We start from the raw sequence: 19,617 nt of genomic DNA, 5'->3' as shown, positions 1-19,617 counted from the left end.
TATTTCAGACGGCCTTGGAGCAATTAAGCTTGTGCGCCCATTACTTCGTCAAAAGACAGCGCTTTTTCGGTTACTTTAGCTTTGCTCAGAACGAAATCAACAACGTTGCTTTCTACTGCCAAAGAAGTCGGGCCTTGCAGGCGGGAAGGCTCTGCGTAGTACCAGTCGATAACTTCTTGAGGATCTTCGTAGCTTTCTGCGAAGTTGGCAACAACGGCTTTGATTTGGTCTTCAGTTGGCTCAAGTTTGTTTTCTTCAACCAATTTAGCCAAAATCAGACCCAAAGAAACGCGGCGTTCTGCTTGTTCTTTGAACATATCCAAAGGCAGATCCAAGTTTGCAGCGTCAGCCATACCTTGGTTAACGAAGTTTTGTTTCATTTCGTTTGCCAAGCGGGCGGCTTCTTCGTTGACCAAAGCAACAGGAACTTGCAAATCGGCTGCTTTGAGCAGGGCATTCATTACAGATTCTTTGGTTTGTTCACCGATGCGGCGCTCAACTTCGCGGCCAACGTTTTTCTTCACTTCTTCGCGCATTTTGGCAACGTCGCCGTCTTCAATACCCAAAGCTTTAGCAAAGTCAGCATCAACTTCAGGCAAAGTGGCTTCAGAAACGTTGTTCAGAGTGATGGTGAATACGGCAGATTTACCGGCAACATCTTTACCGTGGTAGTCTTCAGGGAAGTTTACGGTAACATCTTTGCTTTCACCGGCTTTCATGCCGACAACACCGGCCTCGAATTCAGGCAGCATTTGGCCTGCGCCCAATACGAAAGCGTAGTTTTTAGACGCGCCGCCAGCGAAAGGTTCGCCGTCGATTTTGCCTTCAAAGTCGATGATGACGCGGTCGCCGTTTTGGGCTTCGCGGTCAACATGGTTGAAGCGGGTGCGTTGTTTACGCAGGATTTCTACAGTTTGGTCAATTTCGGCATCGCCAACAGTCGCAGTAACTTTTTCTACTTCTTGGGCAGACAGGTCGCCAATAGTTACTTCAGGGAAAACTTCAAAAATAGCGGCAACTTTGAAAGACTCTTGATCGTCTTGTTCTTCAACGCCTTCAAAGCGTGGGTAACCGGCAACTTTCAATTCTTGAGCAACGGCAACTTCGTAGAATTCGCGTTGTACCAATTCGTTGATAACGTCGTTTTGTGCGCTTGCGCCGTACATTTGGGCAATCATTTTGAACGGTGCTTTACCCGGACGGAAGCCGTCAACTTTTGCACGGCGTTGGGTTTGTTTCAGTTTTTTCTCAGTTTCTGCGTTGATTTTGGACCAAGGCAGAGACAATACTACTTTGCGTTCCAGATTTTCTAAAGTTTCAACAGTTACGCTCATCGTAAGCCCTTAAATTTGTTGTGTTTAAACGGTTATCCTTCTGCTCAGTATTCCGAAGAATTTCGGAAGCGTGCATAAGGTCAAAATTTAGCTGCTTAGTATAACACAATGTTTCACGAATAACATAAAAAGGCCGTCTGAAAAGTGGGAAATTCTTTTCAGACGGCCTTTGTGTTTTGATATTGTTGTTTTTTACAGCTGGTCTTTTTGTGCCAGAATCCGTCGGCTGCCGTTGATGTCTGCCGGAGAAAGAACACCGGCATTTTCAAGCGCATCTATCAAATTGGCGGCACGGTTGTAGCCGATGCGCAATTGGCGTTGCAGGGCGGAAATGGAAGTCTTGCGGCTCTCCAATACGAAGGCAACGGCTTGATCAAATAACTCATCGCTGTTTGCGTTCGGATTGACAATATTGGTGGTCTCGATGGCCGCTTCGCCACTGAGCAGACCTTCCACATAATTGGTTGGAGCCTGTTCTTTGACGAAATTGACAACTTGATGTACTTCATCATCGGAAACAAATGCACCTTGCAGGCGTGTCGGTTCTGCGCTGCCCGGTTGCAGGAATAACGAGTCGCCGTATTTGAGCAATTCGTCTGCACCCATTTGGTCAAGAATAGTGCGGCTGTCGATTTTGCTTTGTACGGTAAAGGCCATACGTGTCGGAATGTTGGCTTTAATCAGGCCGGTAACCACATCAACGCTTGGGCGTTGAGTGGCGACAATCATGTGAATACCTGCCGCACGCGCTTTTTGGGCAAGACGTGCGATTTGCTGCTCAACGGATTTGCGTTCGGTCATCATTAAGTCAGCCAACTCGTCGATAACGACCACAATCAACGGCAGTTTTTCCAGAGGCTCAGGATCGTCAGGATTTAAGCTGAACGGGTTGAGCAATGGTTTGCCTGCTGCTTTGGCTTGTTCGACTTTTTGGTTGAAACCGTCCAAATTACGCACGCCGGCATGGGAAAGCAGGCGATAGCGTTTTTCCATTTCGGCAACACACCAGTTCAATGCTTGGCCTGCCTCACGCATATCGGTCACAACCGGGCAGAGCAGATGCGGAATGCCGTCGTAAATGCTTAATTCCAGCATTTTCGGGTCAATCATAATGAAGCGGACTTCGTCGGGCGTGGCTTTGAAGAGCATGGACATAATCATGCCGTTCACGCCGACAGATTTACCCGATCCGGTCATACCTGCGACTAAAAGATGCGGCATTTTTGCCAAGTCGCCGACAACGGGGGTACCTGCAATATCTTTACCCAAGGCAACGGTCAGTTTGGACTTGGCGTCGGTAAACACGGATGAAGAGAGGATTTCGCTCAACATGACATCTTGGCGTTTCTCGTTGGGCAATTCAATGCCCATGGTGTTTTTACCGGCAATGGTTTCTACGATGCGTACCGCTTGCAGAGACATCGAGCGCGCCAAATCTTTGGACAGGGCGACAATTTGACTGCCTTTGACACCTTGTGCCGGTTCGATTTCGTAGCGGGTAATCACAGGGCCGGAAGTAGCGGAAACAACCTGTACGCCGATGCCGAATTCAGCCAGCTTGGCTTCGATTAATTCTGCGGTTTGTTGCAATTCATCCGGATTGACGGCAACCGGTTCTTCAGACGGCATACGCAACAGATTCATGTTGGGTTTGTGGTATTCGCCGTTGTTTTTAGGTTCAGTATCGTCAAACAGGGAAGTTTGGATTTTAGGGGGCGGCGCAACGGATACGGCGACGGTTTTACGGTTGCTGCTGCTGCCTGCCAACGGAGCAACCGGAGTGGCGGTAATGGTTTTGGCCTCTTTAACCATGCGGCGCGTATTTTGGGTTTCCAAAGCTTCGGAGTGGACATCTTCTTTTTTATTTTGGAATTGAGACAGTTTTTTCATCAGGCTGCCAAACAGGCCGCCCATATGGCTGCCGGATTTGGCCATGACTTCCAACCATGACACCTGAGCCAGCAGGGAAATGGATAAAAGCAACATCACCAGCATAATCAACAGGCTGCCCGACTTGCCTAACAGCCAAGCCAAGCCTGAACCGGCCAACAGGCCGACCAATCCACCGGCTCCAACGGGAAGGGATTCGCTCAATGCGTTGTCAAACAGGAAATGTTCGATAATCGGGCTGCACACCAGCAGGAGGAATAATGCCAAAGCGGCTACGCCGTGATTGTAGGGCTTATGGTTTTCCTGCTTTTTCATGGGGCGGAAGTTTTTGTAGAGGAAAACGCAAGAGGCGGCTATCCACCACCAAAATGATAAGCCGAACAGATAATATCCGACATCGGAAAGATAGGAGCCAAAGAGGCCGCCAAGGTTGGCGACATCGTTGCTTTTGGGAACGCTGCGCGACCAGGCAGGGTCGTCCATGCTGAAGCTGGCCAGGGAAATGGCCAGATAAATGGTGATAACCAAGCCAAACAGCCATAAAGCATCATTAATCAAGTTGACGACATGCTCGGGACGCGCTTTTTTTTCTTCGTTTCTTTGCAGCTCTTTGGCGGCTTTCAGGCGTTGGGAGACTTTATTGTCGGCTTGAGTTTGTGCTTTGGTGGATTTGCGTGTGGTCGGTTTGGCTGCCGGTTTGGTAGAGACGCGTTTTTTTGTTTGGGTTTTAGAAGATTTTGCAGTCATGAGATAAAGGCCGTCTGAAAAGACCGGAGGTAATGTGCGTAAAGGGTAAATTATACCGTATTTACTAGGCACAAGAAATTGAAACGGGCGTAATCATTATAGGATTCAGGCCGTCTGTTTGGCGTGACGAAAATTTTGGATTTCGTTTCCACCTATTCAGACGGCCTGATGTTTTGATTGATTTGGACTTACATTCTGCCCAGTTCGCGCTGGAGGGCTTGAATGTTTTTCTCTCTATCCAAAACCGCACCTTGCAGCGTACTGATGGCCTGTTGATTGACGCTGCCACCTTTGGCTGTCCGCGCTTGGCTCAGTTGCTTTTTGGCATCGGCCAAAGCCGCGCGTTCATTGGATAACTCGGTTTCCAAAATAGAACGGCGACTGTTGACGCCGGAGGATTTTGGAACCGGAGGAGGAGCTGTTTCAGAAGCGGTGCGGACAGGAGCTGGTTTGGGCGTTGCCTTATGGTTGGATTTTGTCGCTGTGTTTTTGCTTTTGGCCGGAGCTATTTGTGATGTCGGCGCATTGAGTGTCGGCGTATCGCTGACCGGGGCGTCGTATCGGCTGCTGCTGTATTTGCCGACAATCGGCAAATCGTTGACGGCTTGGCAGTTGCCGCTTGGGCGCGAGGTATAGACAATTGAGCCGTTGACTTCACAGGTGTAGATTTTTGCGGCATGGGCTTGGCTGTTGAAAATGGCAAGCGGCAGCAGGGATAGGGTAAGCAGATATTTTTTCATGATTCAGGTAGGGCTGATTCGTTGCAGTTGAGCATTTTATTCTTGTTCAGACGGCATGGGCTGCTGTTTTTTGGCTTTTGCACCGTTTTTGTTTTTGCTCGGTTTGTCGGCTTTTTTCTCTTGTTTATCCGATTTTTCCGCGCGTGCCTTTTTCTTAGGCTTTGCACTTGCGCGTTCATCAGAGGCATTGAGGCTGCGGATGTTGAGGTGGTAACCGCTGCCTTGATGGCCGCTGATTTTAGGCAATTCGGCCTGTGCGCAGGAGGATTTGGGTTCGGAAGTATAGCTGCCGTTGCCGCAGGAATAAACTGCGGCGGTAGCGTGAAGAGAAATACCCAAGATGAAAGAGGATACGAAGAAGTACCCGGCTTGTTTGATGGTTGAAGTCATGTTTTTCCGTATTGTGTTTTATTTCAGACGGCCTGATGGCTCTATTTTTATTGGGAAAACTCGGCTTCGACATCAACTTGGATTTGCTCAAGCTCTTCCTGCCATTGCAGCCAGTTTTCTTCCAGTTGCGTTAATTTTACTTTAGTTTCTGTTAATTGTGCGAGTGTCTCTTGCAATTTGGGTTTATTTTCTTCTGAATAAGCAGATTCTTGTGCCAAAAATGCTTCACAGGCCGTCTGAATATCAGTCAATCGTGCGATTTCTTTTTCGGCTTTGTCGATTTTCTGCTGAATCGGTTTGCTGCGTTTGGCTTTTTCCTGACGGATTTGTGCTTCTATGCGCTTGGTGTCTTTGCGGCTTTGGCTTTGTGCAGAAGCGGCGGGGGCAGCAGCTGCGTTTTCTTGTGCCAACCGCCATTGACGGTAGTCGTTCAAATCACCGTCGAAGTTGTTCAGACGGCCTTTGTCAATCAATAGGAAGCTGTCGGTAGTCGCTTCAAGCAGGCTGCGGTCGTGCGAAACGACAATCAATGCACCTTGGAAACTTTGCAGTGCAAGTGTCAGGGCGTGGCGCATATCCAAGTCTAGGTGGTTGGTCGGTTCGTCAAGCAACAGCAGATTAGGCTTTTGCCAGATAATCATGGCAAGGGCAAGCCGCGCTTTTTCCCCGCCGGAGAACGGCTCGGTCTTTTGAACCGCCATATCGCCGACAAAGTTGAAACCGCCTAAAAAGTTGCGGATTTCCTGTTCGCGGACTTCGGGCGAAAGCTGTTGGATATGCCAAACCGGACTTTGGTCTGCGCGTAAAGTATCCAGTTGGTGTTGGGCAAAATAGCCGATATTGAGCTTTTCGGAGCGAACGATGCTGCCGGAAAGTAAATCGATTTTTCCTGCCAATGCTTTGATAAATGTGGATTTACCGCTGCCGTTAACACCTAACAGGCCGTAACGTGCGCCGCTTTCCAAAGACAAGGTGATATCGTGTAAAACGGTATTGTCGCCATAACCTAAGTCGGCATGGTCGAGTTTCAATAATGGATTAGGCAGATGGGTCGGATTGGCAAACTCAAAGGAAAACTCGCTATCCAAATGCGCAGGAGCGATGCGCTCAAGTTTGGCTAATGCCTTCATGCGGCTTTGAGCTTGTACGGCTTTTGTGGCTTTGGCTTTGAAACGGTCGATAAAGGATTGCAGATGTTTAATTTGCGCCTGCTGTTTGACGTAAGCGGCTTGTTGTTGCGCCAGGCGTTGGGCGCGTTCGGCTTGGTAGAAATCGTAATTGCCGCCGTATTGGGTCAATTTTTGTTGCGACAGTTCGATGGTCTGCGTTGTGGTGGCATTCAAGAAGTCGCGGTCATGGGAGATGATGATTTGCGTACAAGGCAGGGAAGCGAGATGGTTTTCCAGCCACAACACGGTTTCTAAATCCAAGTGGTTGGTCGGTTCGTCCAAAAGCAGCAAATCGGCACGGCAAATCAGCGCTTGGGCAAGGTTGAGGCGCATACGCCAGCCGCCGGAAAAAGATTTGACGGGATGGGTATGTTCTTCTTGTGCAAAACCCAAGCCGTTAAGTAGTTTGGCGGCGCGTGCAGGAGCGGTATAGGCATCGATTTCTTCAAGTTTGGCGTGATATTCGGCTTGCTTCATGCCGTCGTTTTGTGCTTCTGCTTGGGCTAAGGCCGTCTGAAAAGCCTGCAATTCGGCATCACCTTGCAAAACGTAGTCTAAAGCGGAAATATCTAAATCAGGCGTTTCTTGAGAGACGGAAGCAAGGCGCCATGTTTTGGGAATAAGGATTTCGCCGCCATCTTGTGTGATTTCACCTTTTATCAGCGCAAACAGGCTGGATTTGCCTGTACCGTTTTTACCGATTAAACCAACGCGTTGGCCGGGGTTGATTACGGCATCGGCTTTATCGAGTAGGACTTTCAAACCGCGTTGTAAGGTGAGTTTTTTAATTTCTATCATGATGGCAGGCAAGGGGATGAGTAAAACGAAAGGCGTTATTTTACCTGAAAAGATATATAAAAGGCCGTCTGAACAAGTATGAAAACGAAATCAACGATTTCTATTTCACTTAATTCAGACGGCCTTTATGAAATGACGGTCGGAAATGCTTTCAAATTGTCTGTCGTTTCAATTAAATTTGAAGATCGGCATTGTCCGCACGGATTTGGCGCAGGAATTTTTGTGTCCGCTCATGTTTGGGATGATTGAACAAATCTTGCGGGCTGCCTTGTTCGACAATAACGCCGCCGTCCATCACGACGACCGTGGTTGCCACTTCTAAGGCGAATTTGATTTCATGCGTAACGACAACCATGGTCCAGCCTTCTTGTGCCAATTCCTTCATGGTATCCAAAACATCTTGCACCAATTCAGGGTCAAGCGCGGAAGTCGGTTCGTCAAACAGCATCAATTCAGGCTGAATCGCCAATGCTCGGGCAATGCCGACACGCTGCTGTTGACCGCCGGAAAGCTGGTAGGGGTAGAGGTCAATCTTATCGCCCAAACCGACTTTTTCAAGCAATTTGACAGCCTCTTCACGCGCTTGAGCGACAGGCTTGCCTTGTACGGCAACCGGTCCTTCCATGACGTTTTCCAACGCAGTTTTGTGCGGAAAGAGGTTGTATTGTTGGAACACCATGCCGGATTTGCGGCGCAGTGCCAAAATATCGTGTTTGCTTGGTTTTTTGGAAAAATCGATGCTTAACGGCTGCGCATTGTCAAACTCGATTTGACCTTGTTCAGGCATTTCCAAAGCGTTTAAACAGCGTAAAAACGTGGTTTTGCCTGAGCCGGAAGGGCCTAAGATAACAACCACTTGTCCTTTGCCGACATCCAAATCGATGCCGCGCAAAATGGTATTTTCGCCAAAGGTCTTATGGATATTGCGGATTTTAATCATGACAACTCCTTATTTGGCGACATAGCGGTCGAAACGTTTTTCCAAACGCGCCTGAATCAAAAACAGCACTTTGCAGAAACACCAATAAACCAATCCGGCTTCGATATAAACCGGTAGATAGTCATAGGAGCGATTAGCAATCTGTTGAGTAACTTGGAATAATTCAGTTACCGTTACAACTGCTGCAAGCGAGGTATTTTTGAACAAACCGATAAATTCATTGCTCAAAGGCGGTACGGCAACGCGGAATGCCTGCGGAGCGACAATGCGGCGGAATGTCTGCATATAGGTCATACCGATGGAGAAACCAGCTTCCCATTGACCTTTAGGTACGGACAAAATTGCCGCGCGTATGGTTTCGGAAGCGTATGCACCAACGTTGAGCGAAAAGCCGATGATGGCGGCAGGAATCGGGTCGATATAAATACCAACAGATGGCAGACCATAGAAGGCCACTGCTAGTTGTATTAAAAGCGGTGTTCCACGAATGACAGAAATATAGAATTCAACCACTTTAAGTAGAATTTTTTGAAGAATTCCACCAGGTGGCATGATTCTTACCAAAGCAACGGCTACAGCAATAATCATACCGATAACGAAAGAAGCAATCGCCAGAGGAAGAGATACTATAAAGCCGGCTTTGACCATAGGCCAAAACGCGCTGATGAGCATATCAGCGCGTGTTTCCGTCATAAACGGCAGAGAGGCAAGGAAATTATTTAACACTGATGTCTTTTCCGAAGAATTGTTCGCCCAGTTTTTTCAGCGTACCGTCGGCCTTCAGTTCGTTCATGGCTGTGCTGAATTTGGCCAATGCCTCATCATTGCCTTTATTGACAATCAAGCCGGAGCCGACTTTTTCGTCAGCCGGGGCAGACCAAACGATTTTTACACCAGCATCAGGTTTATTTTTCAGATAGTCCAATACTGCCAATTCGTCGTTCAGGGTTGCGTCGGCACGTTTTTGTTCAATCAGAGTCAGAGATTGCGCCAAACCATCTACCGGCACGAGTTCAGCTCCTGCCGCTTTGGCTTTTTCGCCATAGTTGCTGGTCAGGGATTGTGCGGTTTTCACGCCTTTGATGTCATCGATGGATTTGATGTTGCTGTCTTTGCGTACAACCAATACGGCACCGCTCCAGCTGTAAGGCTCGGATTTGTCAAAAGTCGCTTGACGTTCAGGGCTGGTCAGGCCGACTTGGTTGGCGACCACGTCAAAACGGCCGGCTTTCAAACCTGCCATCATAGAGTCCCAACGTGTTTCTTTAAATTCAACTTTGATACCCAGTTTGTCGGCAACTGCGCGGGTTACTTCGACATCGTAGCCGGTCAATTTGCCGTCTTTGTCGTGGTAAGTGAATGGTGCGTAAGTACCTTCCGTACCGACAGTGATGGTACCTTTGTTGTTGATACGCTCAATCAATGAGCCTGAGGCCGCACCGGATTGTGCCGGAGCAGAAGAAGCTGAGTTGCTACCTTCTCCACCGCAAGCAGCCAAAACTACTGCAGCGATGCTGCCAAGTACGAATTTTTTCAACATGGATTTTTACTCCTGACTTTAAGTGTGTCATTTAGTATTAAAGCGTGCATTCTAAGCGAAACTGCCCAAAATACAAAATACATCTTATGCCTTAAAAGGCCGTCTGAACGCTGATTTGTTCAGACGGCCTTGAATGATGTATAAAAAATTCAGCTTATGCAATTTCAAGCCACATGACTTGATAGGGTTGCAGGACCAAATCCTGATTCAGAGAAACGGTTTGACCGCTGATCAAATCGTGCGCTTTAAACGGCATGGCCTGCAGGGTGTGCGCACTGATGGTTTGCGCATGTTCGCTGAAGTTGCCGAATGCCAAAAGCGCGTTGTTGCGCATATAGCCGATGATGTGTTTGTTGTTGGTGTTGAAGGTGACCAATCTGCCGCCATTAAAGCGCGGATTGCTTTGGCGGATGGAGATCATATGGCGCAAACCTTGGAAAATTTGACCGGCAGTGGTCGAGCCGTCATGGCGTTGGTTGTACAACTCCTCATTGTAACGAGGACGGTGTGCCCAGCGGCTGTCATCGCTCTTGTTGCTGTCTTGCGACCAGTCATCGTCATTGAGCGTACCGACTTCGTCGCCTAGGTAAATCAGCGGTAGGCCGCCAGTACTCAAAGCAATGCTGTACAAGAGTTTGATGCGGTCAACGGCATGCGGATCATTTTGAGCCAAGCCGACCAATGCTGCGGCTGTACCGCTGACACGGCAGTCGCCTGTGCTTGGGTTGTATTGGAACGGTACGCCGCGTGCGAAGCTGCCGTCGAAATGGTTGACGAAGAAGCGGTTGAGGAATTGTCGGTGGTCATAGCCGTGAATACCGAACTGCCATGCATCCTCATCGGCAAATGTCCAGCCGATGTCGTCATGGCTGCGGACGTAGTTGACCCATGCTGTGTGGTCGGGCAGGTTGTGGCGGTAGGTCAGTGCTTGATGGAGCAGGTTGACTTCGCGTGTCGCAAGCGTGTTCCACAACAATGCCATTTGCAGAGGGTTGTAGCCGATTTGGCATTCGTCTTGGCTGATGTATTGGACAACTTGGTCAGGATGGACAATGGCTTCGGATTTGAAGAAGACGGCTGGCGCTGCGATACGCATTACAGAGTTAAACGCACGAATCAGAGCGTGTGCCTGAGGCAGGTTTTCGCAGCTTGTGCCCATTTGCTTCCAAATAAAGGCAACGGCGTCCATGCGCAGAATATCAACGCCCAAGTTGGCAAGAAACATCATTTCGCCTGCCATGGCACGGAATACCCATGGGTTGCTGTAATTTAAGTCCCATTGGAAGGAGTTGAACGTCGTCCATACCCAGCGTCCGTCTTCCAGTTGGGAGAAACCGCCCGGATGTTGGTCGGGGAAGATTTCACGCAGGGTACGGTCGTATTGATCGGGCATCCAGCGGTCGGGGAAGATGTAATAGAAGTTGTCGTAGAGCGGATCACCGGCGGCGCAGCCTTTTGCCCATTTGTGTTCGTTGGATGTGTGGTTGAAGATGAAATCGACAACGGCGGAAATACCTGCTTCATGCAAGGCAGCAATGACATCACGCAAGTCGTCTATCGTACCCAGTGCCGGATTGACATCGCGGTAGCTGCTGACCGCATATCCGCCGTCGCTTTTGCCTTCGGGACATTTAAACAGGGGCATCAGGTGCAGATAGGTCAGGCCCAATTCTTGGAAATAAGGGATTTTGGCTTTCAAGCCTTGCAGATCACCTGCGAACAAATCGACGTAGCACACGCCGCCAACCTGTTTGTTGGACAAAATCCAGTCAGGATCATTTTCGCGCGCGATATCGATATCTTTTAAGGATGAGTTGCGTTGGGAATAGCTTTGCCATGCTTGGGCAATCAGTTGCTCCAACATGGGGAGGACGGCTTCGTTGTTGTTGTAAACGTTGTCCAGCTCGTGCATCAGTTTTGGGAAGTGTTCCTCAAGTCGTCTGTCAAACTGTTTCCAGTCTTCAGATGTCTCGATGCTTGCACGCTGTTCGGTGGTATAAATCGATAAGGTGCGTTCTTTAAGGTGATGCAAGGTCAAATCAACCTGTTGAGTCTGGGTCAACATAATGCCTACTCCGAAATTAAGGTGAAATTGTTTTGAAGCTTGGTTTCACTTCTTTTGCAAATCCATGCCGATCGTGGGCGGCTAAGACTGTAATTTTGCGTCAAGAAACTGTCTCAATGATACTGGAAGTGCTTGAGTGTGCAAAGGGTTTTCAAGGTTAGGAACGATGATTTTTCAAGTGTTTGATTTTGATTAAAAGTAGGGTTGAGTATACGGAAAGTAGCCTTTTGACGAACTTATCTTTCAGACGGCCTGAGTTTATGAGAAAAACTTTTATTTTTATCATCTTAGATATCTTTTTATTCCAATATGGCCGTCTGAAACATATGTACAGCATAGCGGATTGCTTGTTTCGTCTAAAAACGTGTCACAGAGATTAAGCTCATGATTTCTGATGTAAATCAAGATTCTATAAAGAGGCAGTGATTGTGTTTTGAAGAGGGAGGGAATGTACGAGTTTCATTTATTAAAAAATGAATCCATCAATTTCTTTATTGATAGTGGTTATTATGTAGATTATCAAGTTAATAAGGGAAAGGTGTCTGTCTGGTTTGTCATGCTTTTTTAATATTATTTTTTAAAATTAGACTTGACCCATTACAAGCAATTACTTAAAGTACCCATCTTATTTTTACACAAGAAAACGGGTTGTCCCGTTCCAAAAAAATGAGCGCAATCAAACCACCACAAATCACCGTATTCGACAGCAAGCCAACCGATGCTTATTTCTTCGGTACTTGCGTTCTTGACCTTTTCATGCCTGAAGCCGGTATGGATGCCATCACTTTAATCGAACAACAGGGTATCCGTGTCCATTATCCAATGGAGCAAAGCTGCTGCGGTCAACCGGCCTATTCGTCAGGCCATCCTAAAGAAGCCTTTGATGTTGCCAAAGCGCAACTGGATTTATTCCCTGAAAATTGGCCGATTGTCGTGCCTTCCGGTTCTTGCGGCGGCATGATGAAACACCACTGGCCGACTCTTTTCAAAGGCACCGAGTACGAGCAAAAAGCCATTGATTGCGCCAACCGTATCATTGAATTTACCCACTTCCTGCTGGCGATTGGTTACAAACCTGAAGATAAAGGCGAGCCGGTTAAAGTGGCTGTCCATACTTCCTGCGCGGCACGTCGCGAGATGAATGTCCATTTGTCAGGCTGGCAGCTGATTGACGGCATGGAAAATGTTGAACGTATCGTCCACGACCATGAAAGCGAATGCTGCGGTTTTGGCGGTACATTCTCTGTGAAACAAGCCGATATTTCCGGCGCGATGGTAACCGACAAAGTCGCAGCCTTAAAAGAAACAGGCGCAACTGAAATCATCAGCGCGGACTGCGGCTGCATGATGAATATCGGCGGCAAAATCGCTAAAGACGAACCGAATATGCCACGGCCGAAACATATTGCATCTTTCCTGTTGGAACGCACCGGAGGTAAAGCATGAGCGCGCGCGAAAATATTTTGGCGAAATTGAAAAAAGCCGATGCCTTACCGATGGAAGAGCCGCCGGTTTTCGATTATTACCGTGAAATGGGTGTTTCTTGGGCAAACGATGTCGAGCGTTTGAAACATTGGGCGGCTGCCATGCGTGCCGTCAAAACGGAAATCTATTGGGTTACTAAATCTAACTGGCCGCAAGTATTCCGCCAAGCAGCCGAAGGCAAAGGCTTGAAAAACATTCTGCTTCCCTTGGAAACAGAACATGGTCAGCTGGCTCGTGCAGCTTTGGCCGATACCAATATTGAAGTGCGTGGTTTTGAGCGAAAAATCGACGACTGGAAAAACGAATTCTTTACCGATATTGAGGCTGGTTTTAGCGGCTCTAAATGCGGTATTGCCCGTACCGGTACGATTATGCTGGAGTCCAGCCCTGTCGAGCCGCGCAGCCTGAGTTTGGTGCCGCCTGTGCATTTTTGCCTGTTTGACACCAGCAAAATGTACAACGAATTCCATAATGCTGTTGAAGGCGAAAAACTGGTAGAAAAAGGCATGCCTACCAACGTTATTTTGATTTCCGGCCCGTCTAAGACTGCCGATATTCAATTGACTTTGGCCTATGGTGCACACGGCCCGCGCGATTTAGTGGTTTTGGCCGTTCTGCCTGATCACATTTCCCCTGCCGATTTGGAGGAAAAAGCATGAGTTCCCAAACCATTAAATTCCATATGAAGCCGGAAACGTTCAAGCAAAACGCTGCGATTTCTTTGCAAGACAAGCCTCTGCGTAAAAGCTTGCGCACGGCGATGGATATGCTGATGACCAAGCGCAAAGCCGTTTTGACAGATGAAGAAGAGCTGCAAAGCCTGCGTGACTTATGTGAACATGTCCGTCAACGTTCGTTGTCCAAATTACCTGCATTATTGGAACAGCTGGAAGAAAACCTGACCAAGTTGGGCGTTAAAGTCCACTGGGCGGAAACCCCTGCCGAAGCCTGCCAAATCATTCACAACATCATTACCGATAAAAACGGCAAGCTGATGGTGAAAGGCAAATCTATGGTCAGCGAAGAGATTGAGCTGAACCATTATCTGCAAGATCAAGGCATTAAAGCGGTTGAGAGCGACTTGGGCGAGTTTATCGTTCAAATGGCCGGCGAGAAACCAACTCATATCGTGATGCCTGCCATTCACAAGACCAAAGAGCAGGTTAGCGAGCTTTTCCATCAAAACCTTGGCACTCCATTAACAGACGATGTAGACCAGCTGACCGGATTTGCGCGTAAAGCTTTGCGCGATATTTACAGCACTGCCGATGTCGGTTTGAGCGGTGTGAACTTTGCCGTCGCGGAAACAGGTACTTTGTGTCTGGTCGAAAACGAAGGTAACGGCCGCTTGAGCACCACTGTGCCGCCTGTGCACATCGCCATTACCGGTATTGAGAAAGTGGTTGCGAAACTGTCGGATGTGCCGCCTTTGTACAGCCTGTTGCCACGTTCAGCTATCGGTCAGAACATTACCACTTATTTCAATATGATTACCGGCCCACGCCGCAGCGAAGAACTGGACGGTCCGCAGGAAATGCACTTGGTTCTGCTTGATAACGGCCGTAGCCAAGCGTATGCAGAAGATCAAATGCGCCGTACCTTGCAATGTATCCGTTGCGGTGCGTGTATGAACCACTGTCCGGTTTATACCCGTATCGGTGGCGCGGCTTACGGCACGACTTATCCCGGTCCGATTGGCGAGATTATCTCTCCGCATTTGTTGGGCTTGGATGCGACACGCGATCTGCCGACTGCGTGTACCATGTGCGGCGCCTGTGTCGAAGTTTGCCCGGTACGTATTCCGATTACCGAACAAATGCAACGTCTGCGCGTTGAAGCACAACGTTCGCCAACAGAAGCCGTTCCTCATCCTATCCGTGGTCAAGGTGCATCGCATACCTTCGGTGAGCAAATGGCGTGGCGTACGTTTAACGGTATTTTCAGCGGCAGTAAGGCTTATCGAGCATTCGGTTGGGCGGCTACCAAATTCCGTGCATTGACACCGAGCAAGCAGTTAAGCTGGACCAATAACCATGTTCCGATGAAACCTGCCAAACAAACATTGCATGAGATGATGGCAGAAAGAAAACGTCAGCAAGAAAAAGCATAAGGCTTGAAAATAAAACCTGGGGGATAAAAGCCTCAGGTTTTATTTTTTATTGAATATTACTGGTGTTGAATGACTGATAGTAATTGATTTCATTAGCTTATTTTTATTTCTATTAAATAAGAGGCCGTCTGAAAATGATTTTCAGACGGCCTTTATTATAGCCCAAAGTTTTTGTCTAAGTCCTTAGAGCAACACTTTCTCCACGCCGCCGTTGTTGGCTTTTTTCACAAACTCGTCCAGCCAGTTTCCGCCGAGGATGTGTTTCGCCATTTCGATGACGATATAGTCGGCGGGCATGTCGTTGTCGTCGGCGTATCGGCTCAGTCCTTGCAGGCAGGCGGGGCAGGTGGTGAGCATTTTGATGGGTTCGCCTTGCGGCAGCTCTTTGAGGTTTTTCTCAATTTCCTCTTGTTTGCGGAACTTGACCTGAGTAGCAATGTCGGGGCGTTTGACGGCGAACATGCCGGATTCGCCGCAGCAGCGGTCGCTTAAAACGACTTTCTGCCCCATGAGGCTGCTTGCCATTTGGGTGGCGTTCATGGTTTTGATGGGCGTGTGGCAGGGGTCGTGGTAGAGGTATTGCTGACCTTTCACGCCGTTCAGTTTCACGCCTTTTTCGAGCAGGTATTCGTGGATGTCGATGATGCGGCAGCCGGGGAAGATTTCTTCAAAGCGGTATTTTTCGAGCTGGTCGTAGCAGGTACCGCAACTGACGACGACGGTTTTGATGTCGAGGTAGTTGAGGGTGTTCGCCATGCGGTGGAAGGCGACGCGGTTGTTGGTGCTCATTTCTTCGGCTTTAGCCTTATTGCCGCCTGCGTCCTGCGGATAGCCGCAACACATATAGCCGGGCGGCAGGACGGTTTGTACGCCGACGTGCCAAAGCATGGCTTGGACGGCGAGTCCGATTTGGCTGAACAAACGCTCAGAACCGCAGCCGGGAAAGTAGAACACGGCTTCGGCATCTTCAGGCGCGGCGGGGTTGCGGATGGTGGGGGTGCTTTTGTCGTCTTCGATGCCGAGCATGGAGCGCGGTGTTTTGGCGGGCACGCTTTTGGGCAAAGGACGGTTGATAAAGTGGATGATTTGTTCTTTGACAGGGGCGGTGCCGACCGTGGCTTTAGGTTCGGCTTTTTGCTTTTTGGTGCCAATCGGAAGAAGCTTGCCGATTTTGTAGGCAAAGTTCTGCGCAGGGAAGCCGGTCTGTATCATGGCGGCGCGAAGGGCTTTGATGGTTTTCGGGCCTGTGGCGTTCAAAAATGCCATGCCCATTGAAGCCACAGGCGCAAAGCGTTTGTGACCGGAATCGGCAAGGTAGTTGCGTACGGCTACGGTAACATCGCCGAAGTCGATATTGACAGGGCAAGGTTTAACGCAGCGGTGGCACACGGTACAGTGGTCGCCGATGTCCATCAGTTCTTCAAAATGTTTGACGGAAACGCCACGACGGGTTTGTTCTTCGTATAAGAAGGCTTCGGTCAGCAAGCCTACGCCGAGGATTTTGTTGCGGGGGCTGTACAGCAGGTTGGCACGCGGAACGTGAGTAGAGCAAACAGGTTTGCATTTTCCGCAGCGCAGGCAGTCTTTGACGGAATCGGCGATGGTGCCGAGGTCTGATTTTTCCATAATCAGCGATTCCGCCCCCAAAAGCTCGAAAGACGGCGTATAGGCGTTGCGCAGGTCCGAGCCTTTCATCAGTTTGTGACGGTTGAAGGTGTGTTTGGGATCGACTTGGTTTTTGTAGTCCCAAAACGGCTGCAAATCTTCATCGGTCAAAAATTCGAGCTTGGTGATGCCGATGCCGTGTTCGCCCGAAATCACGCCGCCGAGCGAACGGGCGATTTTCATAATGCGTTCGACCGAACGGTAGGCCGTCTGAAGCATTTCGGCATCGTCTGAGTTAACCGGAATATTGGTATGAACGTTACCGTCGCCGGCGTGCATATGGAGGGCGACGAAGACGCGGCTGCGCACGGTTTTGGCGTGGATTTTGCCCAAACCTTGAATAATTTTGGTATCGGTTTTGCCGCTGAAGATTTCAGAAAGCGGCTTCATTACGTCCGCTTTGACAGACACACGCAGGCGGAAATCGCGGAAGGCAATAAAGCAGCTTTCATTGTCTTTGGCTTCGGGCGCGGCGTGGACGGATGCGCCATAGCGAGCTTTATAGTCGGCAAGTGGCGCATCCAAGTTAGCAAGCAACCATTCCCAACGCGCTTTGACAGAGGAAACGTGGGCTAGGGCGTGTTTGCCGCGTTCACCTAACAGTTCGGCGGTTGGCAGGTCTGTTCCCATTTTGTCGATGGGGAGTTTGCCGGACAGATATTGCTCCAAGGCGGCACAGAGTTTGAGTTTGTTTTGGATGGAAAGCTCAATGTTGATGCGTTCGATGCCGTCTGAATACTCACCGAGCCTTTCGAGTGGGATTACCACGTCTTCGTTGATTTTAAAGGCGTTGGTATGTTTGGCGATGGCGGCGGTGCGGCTGCGGTCAAGCCAGAAGGTTTTGCGCGCTTCTGGAGATATGGCGATAAAGCCTTCTCCGTCACGGGCGCGGGCGAGTTCGCAGATGTGTTCGGCGGCTGCCTGCACGGCGGCTTCATCGTCGGAAACCACGTCTGCCAGCAAGACCATTTTAGGTCGGCCTTTGCCTGCCGCTTTGGTGGCATAACCGACGGCACGGACGTAACGCCAGTCTAAATGTTCCAAACCGGCCAGTCGTACGCTTTCATGGGCAAGCAAGAAGTCGCGGATTTCGACGATGGACGGCGTGGCAGTGGCGACCGTACCGAAAAACTCCATACACACGGTGCGCGTGTATTTCGGCATTTTATGCAATACGAAGGCGACGCTGGTGATGATGCCGTCTGTGCCTTCTTTCTGCACGCCGGGCAGGCCGCTTAAGAATTTGTCGGTAACGTCTTTGCCCAAACCGACTTTGCGGAATTTGTGGCCAGGGATTTCCAAGCGTTCGGTTTTAACGATATTGAGACCGTCTGAATCCAGCGTATGTACGTCAAATATGGCGGTTTCTTCATCGTGGATTTTGCCGAAATTGTGGCGCACGCGTTCGATACGCAACCATTCGCCTTGAGGGTTAACCATGTTCCAGTAGGCGAGGTTGTCCAAGGCAGTACCCCACAGCACGGCTTTTTTACCGCCTGCATTCATCGCCACATTACCGCCTACGCAAGACGCATCGGCGGAGGTCGGATCAACGGCGAACACCAAACCTGCCTGATGCGCGGTTTCTTCCACTCGTCGGGTTACCACGCCTGCGCCGCAATGGATAATCGGATGTCTGCCGTCCAAGCCTGCCAGCTCAACGTATTCGACGCCGCGATGCTTGTCGAGTTTTTCGGTATTGATGACTGCGCTGTTTGCGTCCAAAGGTACTGCGCCGCCGGTATAACCCGTACCGCCGCCGCGTGGGATAATGACCAAGTCCAACTCAATTAAGGCGCGCACCAAAGGCGCGATCTCTGCCTCGGTATCAGGATTGACGACGACAAACGGATACTCCACGCGCCAGTCGGTCGCATCAGTAACGTGCGTTACCCGCGCCAGCCCGTCGAACATAATATTGTGCGGCTTGGTGATTTTGCTTAAACGTTCCAAAATCTGATGGCGTTTTTGGATGGTTTCATCAAAACTGCTATCAAAACGTTCGACTGCTTTTTCTGCTGCGGCAACCAAGACATCCACTTGCTGATTGTCGTCGCGGCGCTTGCGGATTTCGTTTAAACGGTGGCGCATTTCCCGCACCAGCGCGGCGCGGCGTTTCGGGTGCTCCAACAAGTCATCGACCAGATACGGATTGCGCACGACCACCCAAATATCGCCCAATACTTCAAACAGCATTCGTGCCGAACGTCCTGTTTTCCGTTGACCGCGCAGGTCTTGCAGGATTTGCCACGCTTCGTCGCCCAACAGTCGGATGACGATTTCGCGGTCGGTATAAGAAGTATAGTTATAGGGAATTTCTCGAATACGCTGAGGGGCAGTAGTCGTGGTCATGGTTGTGTTCCGTTGATGGATGTAATGTTTTTATATTAAAGGCCGTCTGAAAAATGCAATTTCTTCTTGATGCCGTAAAGTGTTAATGTAGTGTAATTTTCGATATTTTTCAACGGAAAAGACGATAAACATTTCAATGGGAATGATTTGCAACTAGGTAATATTGTTTACAATCTTGTCGTGTAAATGGTTTTCAGACGGCCTGATAGATTTTATCGCTTGAGTTTTTCTGTAAAACCGCTATAATGCGTTTCTTCTATGGCGGGTCTCCCCGCATGGTAATTCGGAACACCGGGTCAGGGGCGGAAGCCAGCAGCCCACTCTGATGAGCCAGTGCCGGGGGTTCGGCTCGCCACCTTATTCAAAAATGCCGGAGATGATAAAGTCTCTGG

Annotated in this window: 13 protein-coding genes and 1 other RNA gene; 4 read left to right on the top strand and 10 right to left on the bottom strand. The window is 49.3% G+C overall.

The features are described from left to right. Positions 1-23: 23 nt before the first annotated feature. The 9 genes from tig to HMPREF3139_RS04025 form a co-directional block, all read right to left on the bottom strand. A complete protein-coding gene (tig, locus tag HMPREF3139_RS04065; protein ID WP_070460717.1) occupies positions 24-1,334 on the bottom strand; it encodes a trigger factor in 1,311 nt (436 codons plus the stop codon). Positions 1,335-1,526: 192 nt separating this feature from the next. Next, on the bottom strand, positions 1,527-3,971 hold the full coding sequence (locus tag HMPREF3139_RS04060) for a DNA translocase FtsK (RefSeq protein WP_070460715.1): 2,445 nt from the start codon (positions 3,969-3,971) through the stop codon (positions 1,527-1,529). 188 nt (positions 3,972-4,159) lie between these two features. After that, positions 4,160-4,711 (bottom strand): hypothetical protein, encoded by a 552-nt coding sequence (locus HMPREF3139_RS04055; RefSeq protein ID WP_070460713.1) that lies wholly within the window; start codon positions 4,709-4,711, stop codon positions 4,160-4,162. 36 nt (positions 4,712-4,747) lie between these two features. Further along, positions 4,748-5,101, bottom strand: a complete 354-nt coding sequence (locus HMPREF3139_RS04050) for a nucleolar protein (RefSeq protein ID WP_070460711.1) — start codon at positions 5,099-5,101, stop codon at positions 4,748-4,750. Between the two features lie 47 nt (positions 5,102-5,148). Continuing rightward, positions 5,149-7,068 carry an ATP-binding cassette domain-containing protein gene (locus tag HMPREF3139_RS04045; protein ID WP_070460708.1) on the bottom strand — a complete coding sequence of 640 codons (1,920 nt, stop codon included), beginning with the start codon at positions 7,066-7,068 and terminating at the stop codon, positions 5,149-5,151. 172 nt (positions 7,069-7,240) lie between these two features. Beyond that, positions 7,241-8,008: an amino acid ABC transporter ATP-binding protein gene (locus HMPREF3139_RS04040; RefSeq protein ID WP_049333845.1), complete on the bottom strand. Its 768-nt coding sequence runs from the start codon at positions 8,006-8,008 to the stop codon at positions 7,241-7,243. 9 nt (positions 8,009-8,017) lie between these two features. After that, positions 8,018-8,734: an amino acid ABC transporter permease gene (locus tag HMPREF3139_RS04035; protein ID WP_083290040.1), complete on the bottom strand. Its 717-nt coding sequence runs from the start codon at positions 8,732-8,734 to the stop codon at positions 8,018-8,020. Continuing rightward, entirely contained in the window at positions 8,724-9,548 is an 825-nt protein-coding gene (locus tag HMPREF3139_RS04030) for an amino acid ABC transporter substrate-binding protein (RefSeq protein ID WP_070460706.1), read from the bottom strand. The genes HMPREF3139_RS04035 and HMPREF3139_RS04030 overlap by 11 nt, the downstream gene beginning before the upstream one ends. 154 nt (positions 9,549-9,702) lie before the next feature. Continuing rightward, positions 9,703-11,613: an alpha-amylase family protein gene (locus HMPREF3139_RS04025; RefSeq protein ID WP_070460704.1), complete on the bottom strand. Its 1,911-nt coding sequence runs from the start codon at positions 11,611-11,613 to the stop codon at positions 9,703-9,705. Positions 11,614-12,279: 666 nt separating this feature from the next. Here HMPREF3139_RS04025 and HMPREF3139_RS04020 point away from each other — a divergent pair. Genes HMPREF3139_RS04020 through HMPREF3139_RS04010 form a run of 3 tightly spaced genes read left to right on the top strand, consistent with a single transcriptional unit; the run spans position 12,280 to position 15,208 of the window. Then, on the top strand, positions 12,280-13,059 hold the full coding sequence (locus HMPREF3139_RS04020; RefSeq protein WP_049344813.1) for a (Fe-S)-binding protein: 780 nt from the start codon (positions 12,280-12,282) through the stop codon (positions 13,057-13,059). Next, the gene (locus tag HMPREF3139_RS04015) at positions 13,056-13,757 is read left to right on the top strand and encodes a LutC/YkgG family protein (protein WP_070460702.1); all 702 of its coding nucleotides are present in this window, start codon (positions 13,056-13,058) and stop codon (positions 13,755-13,757) included. Before HMPREF3139_RS04020 ends, HMPREF3139_RS04015 begins: the two co-directional genes overlap by 4 nt. Continuing rightward, positions 13,754-15,208, top strand: a complete 1,455-nt coding sequence (locus HMPREF3139_RS04010) for a LutB/LldF family L-lactate oxidation iron-sulfur protein (protein WP_070460701.1) — start codon at positions 13,754-13,756, stop codon at positions 15,206-15,208. Before HMPREF3139_RS04015 ends, HMPREF3139_RS04010 begins: the two co-directional genes overlap by 4 nt. 183 nt (positions 15,209-15,391) lie before the next feature. Here the strand turns inward: HMPREF3139_RS04010 and HMPREF3139_RS04005 are convergent, their stop codons facing one another. Then, the gene (locus tag HMPREF3139_RS04005) at positions 15,392-19,225 is read right to left on the bottom strand and encodes a DUF3683 domain-containing protein (RefSeq protein WP_070460700.1); all 3,834 of its coding nucleotides are present in this window, start codon (positions 19,223-19,225) and stop codon (positions 15,392-15,394) included. A gap of 260 nt (positions 19,226-19,485) precedes the next feature. On the opposite strand from HMPREF3139_RS04005, the gene ffs reads away from it, so the two are divergent. After that, positions 19,486-19,582, top strand: an RNA gene (gene ffs / locus HMPREF3139_RS04000) — signal recognition particle sRNA small type. The last annotated feature ends 35 nt before the right edge of the window (positions 19,583-19,617 follow it).

The organism is Neisseria sp. HMSC15G01 (assembly GCF_001808255.1).
Taxonomy (GTDB): Bacteria; Pseudomonadota; Gammaproteobacteria; order Burkholderiales; family Neisseriaceae; genus Neisseria; species Neisseria subflava_A.
Note: the sequence above shows the minus strand (reverse complement) of the source record. Positions and strands in the feature narration are given on the sequence as shown.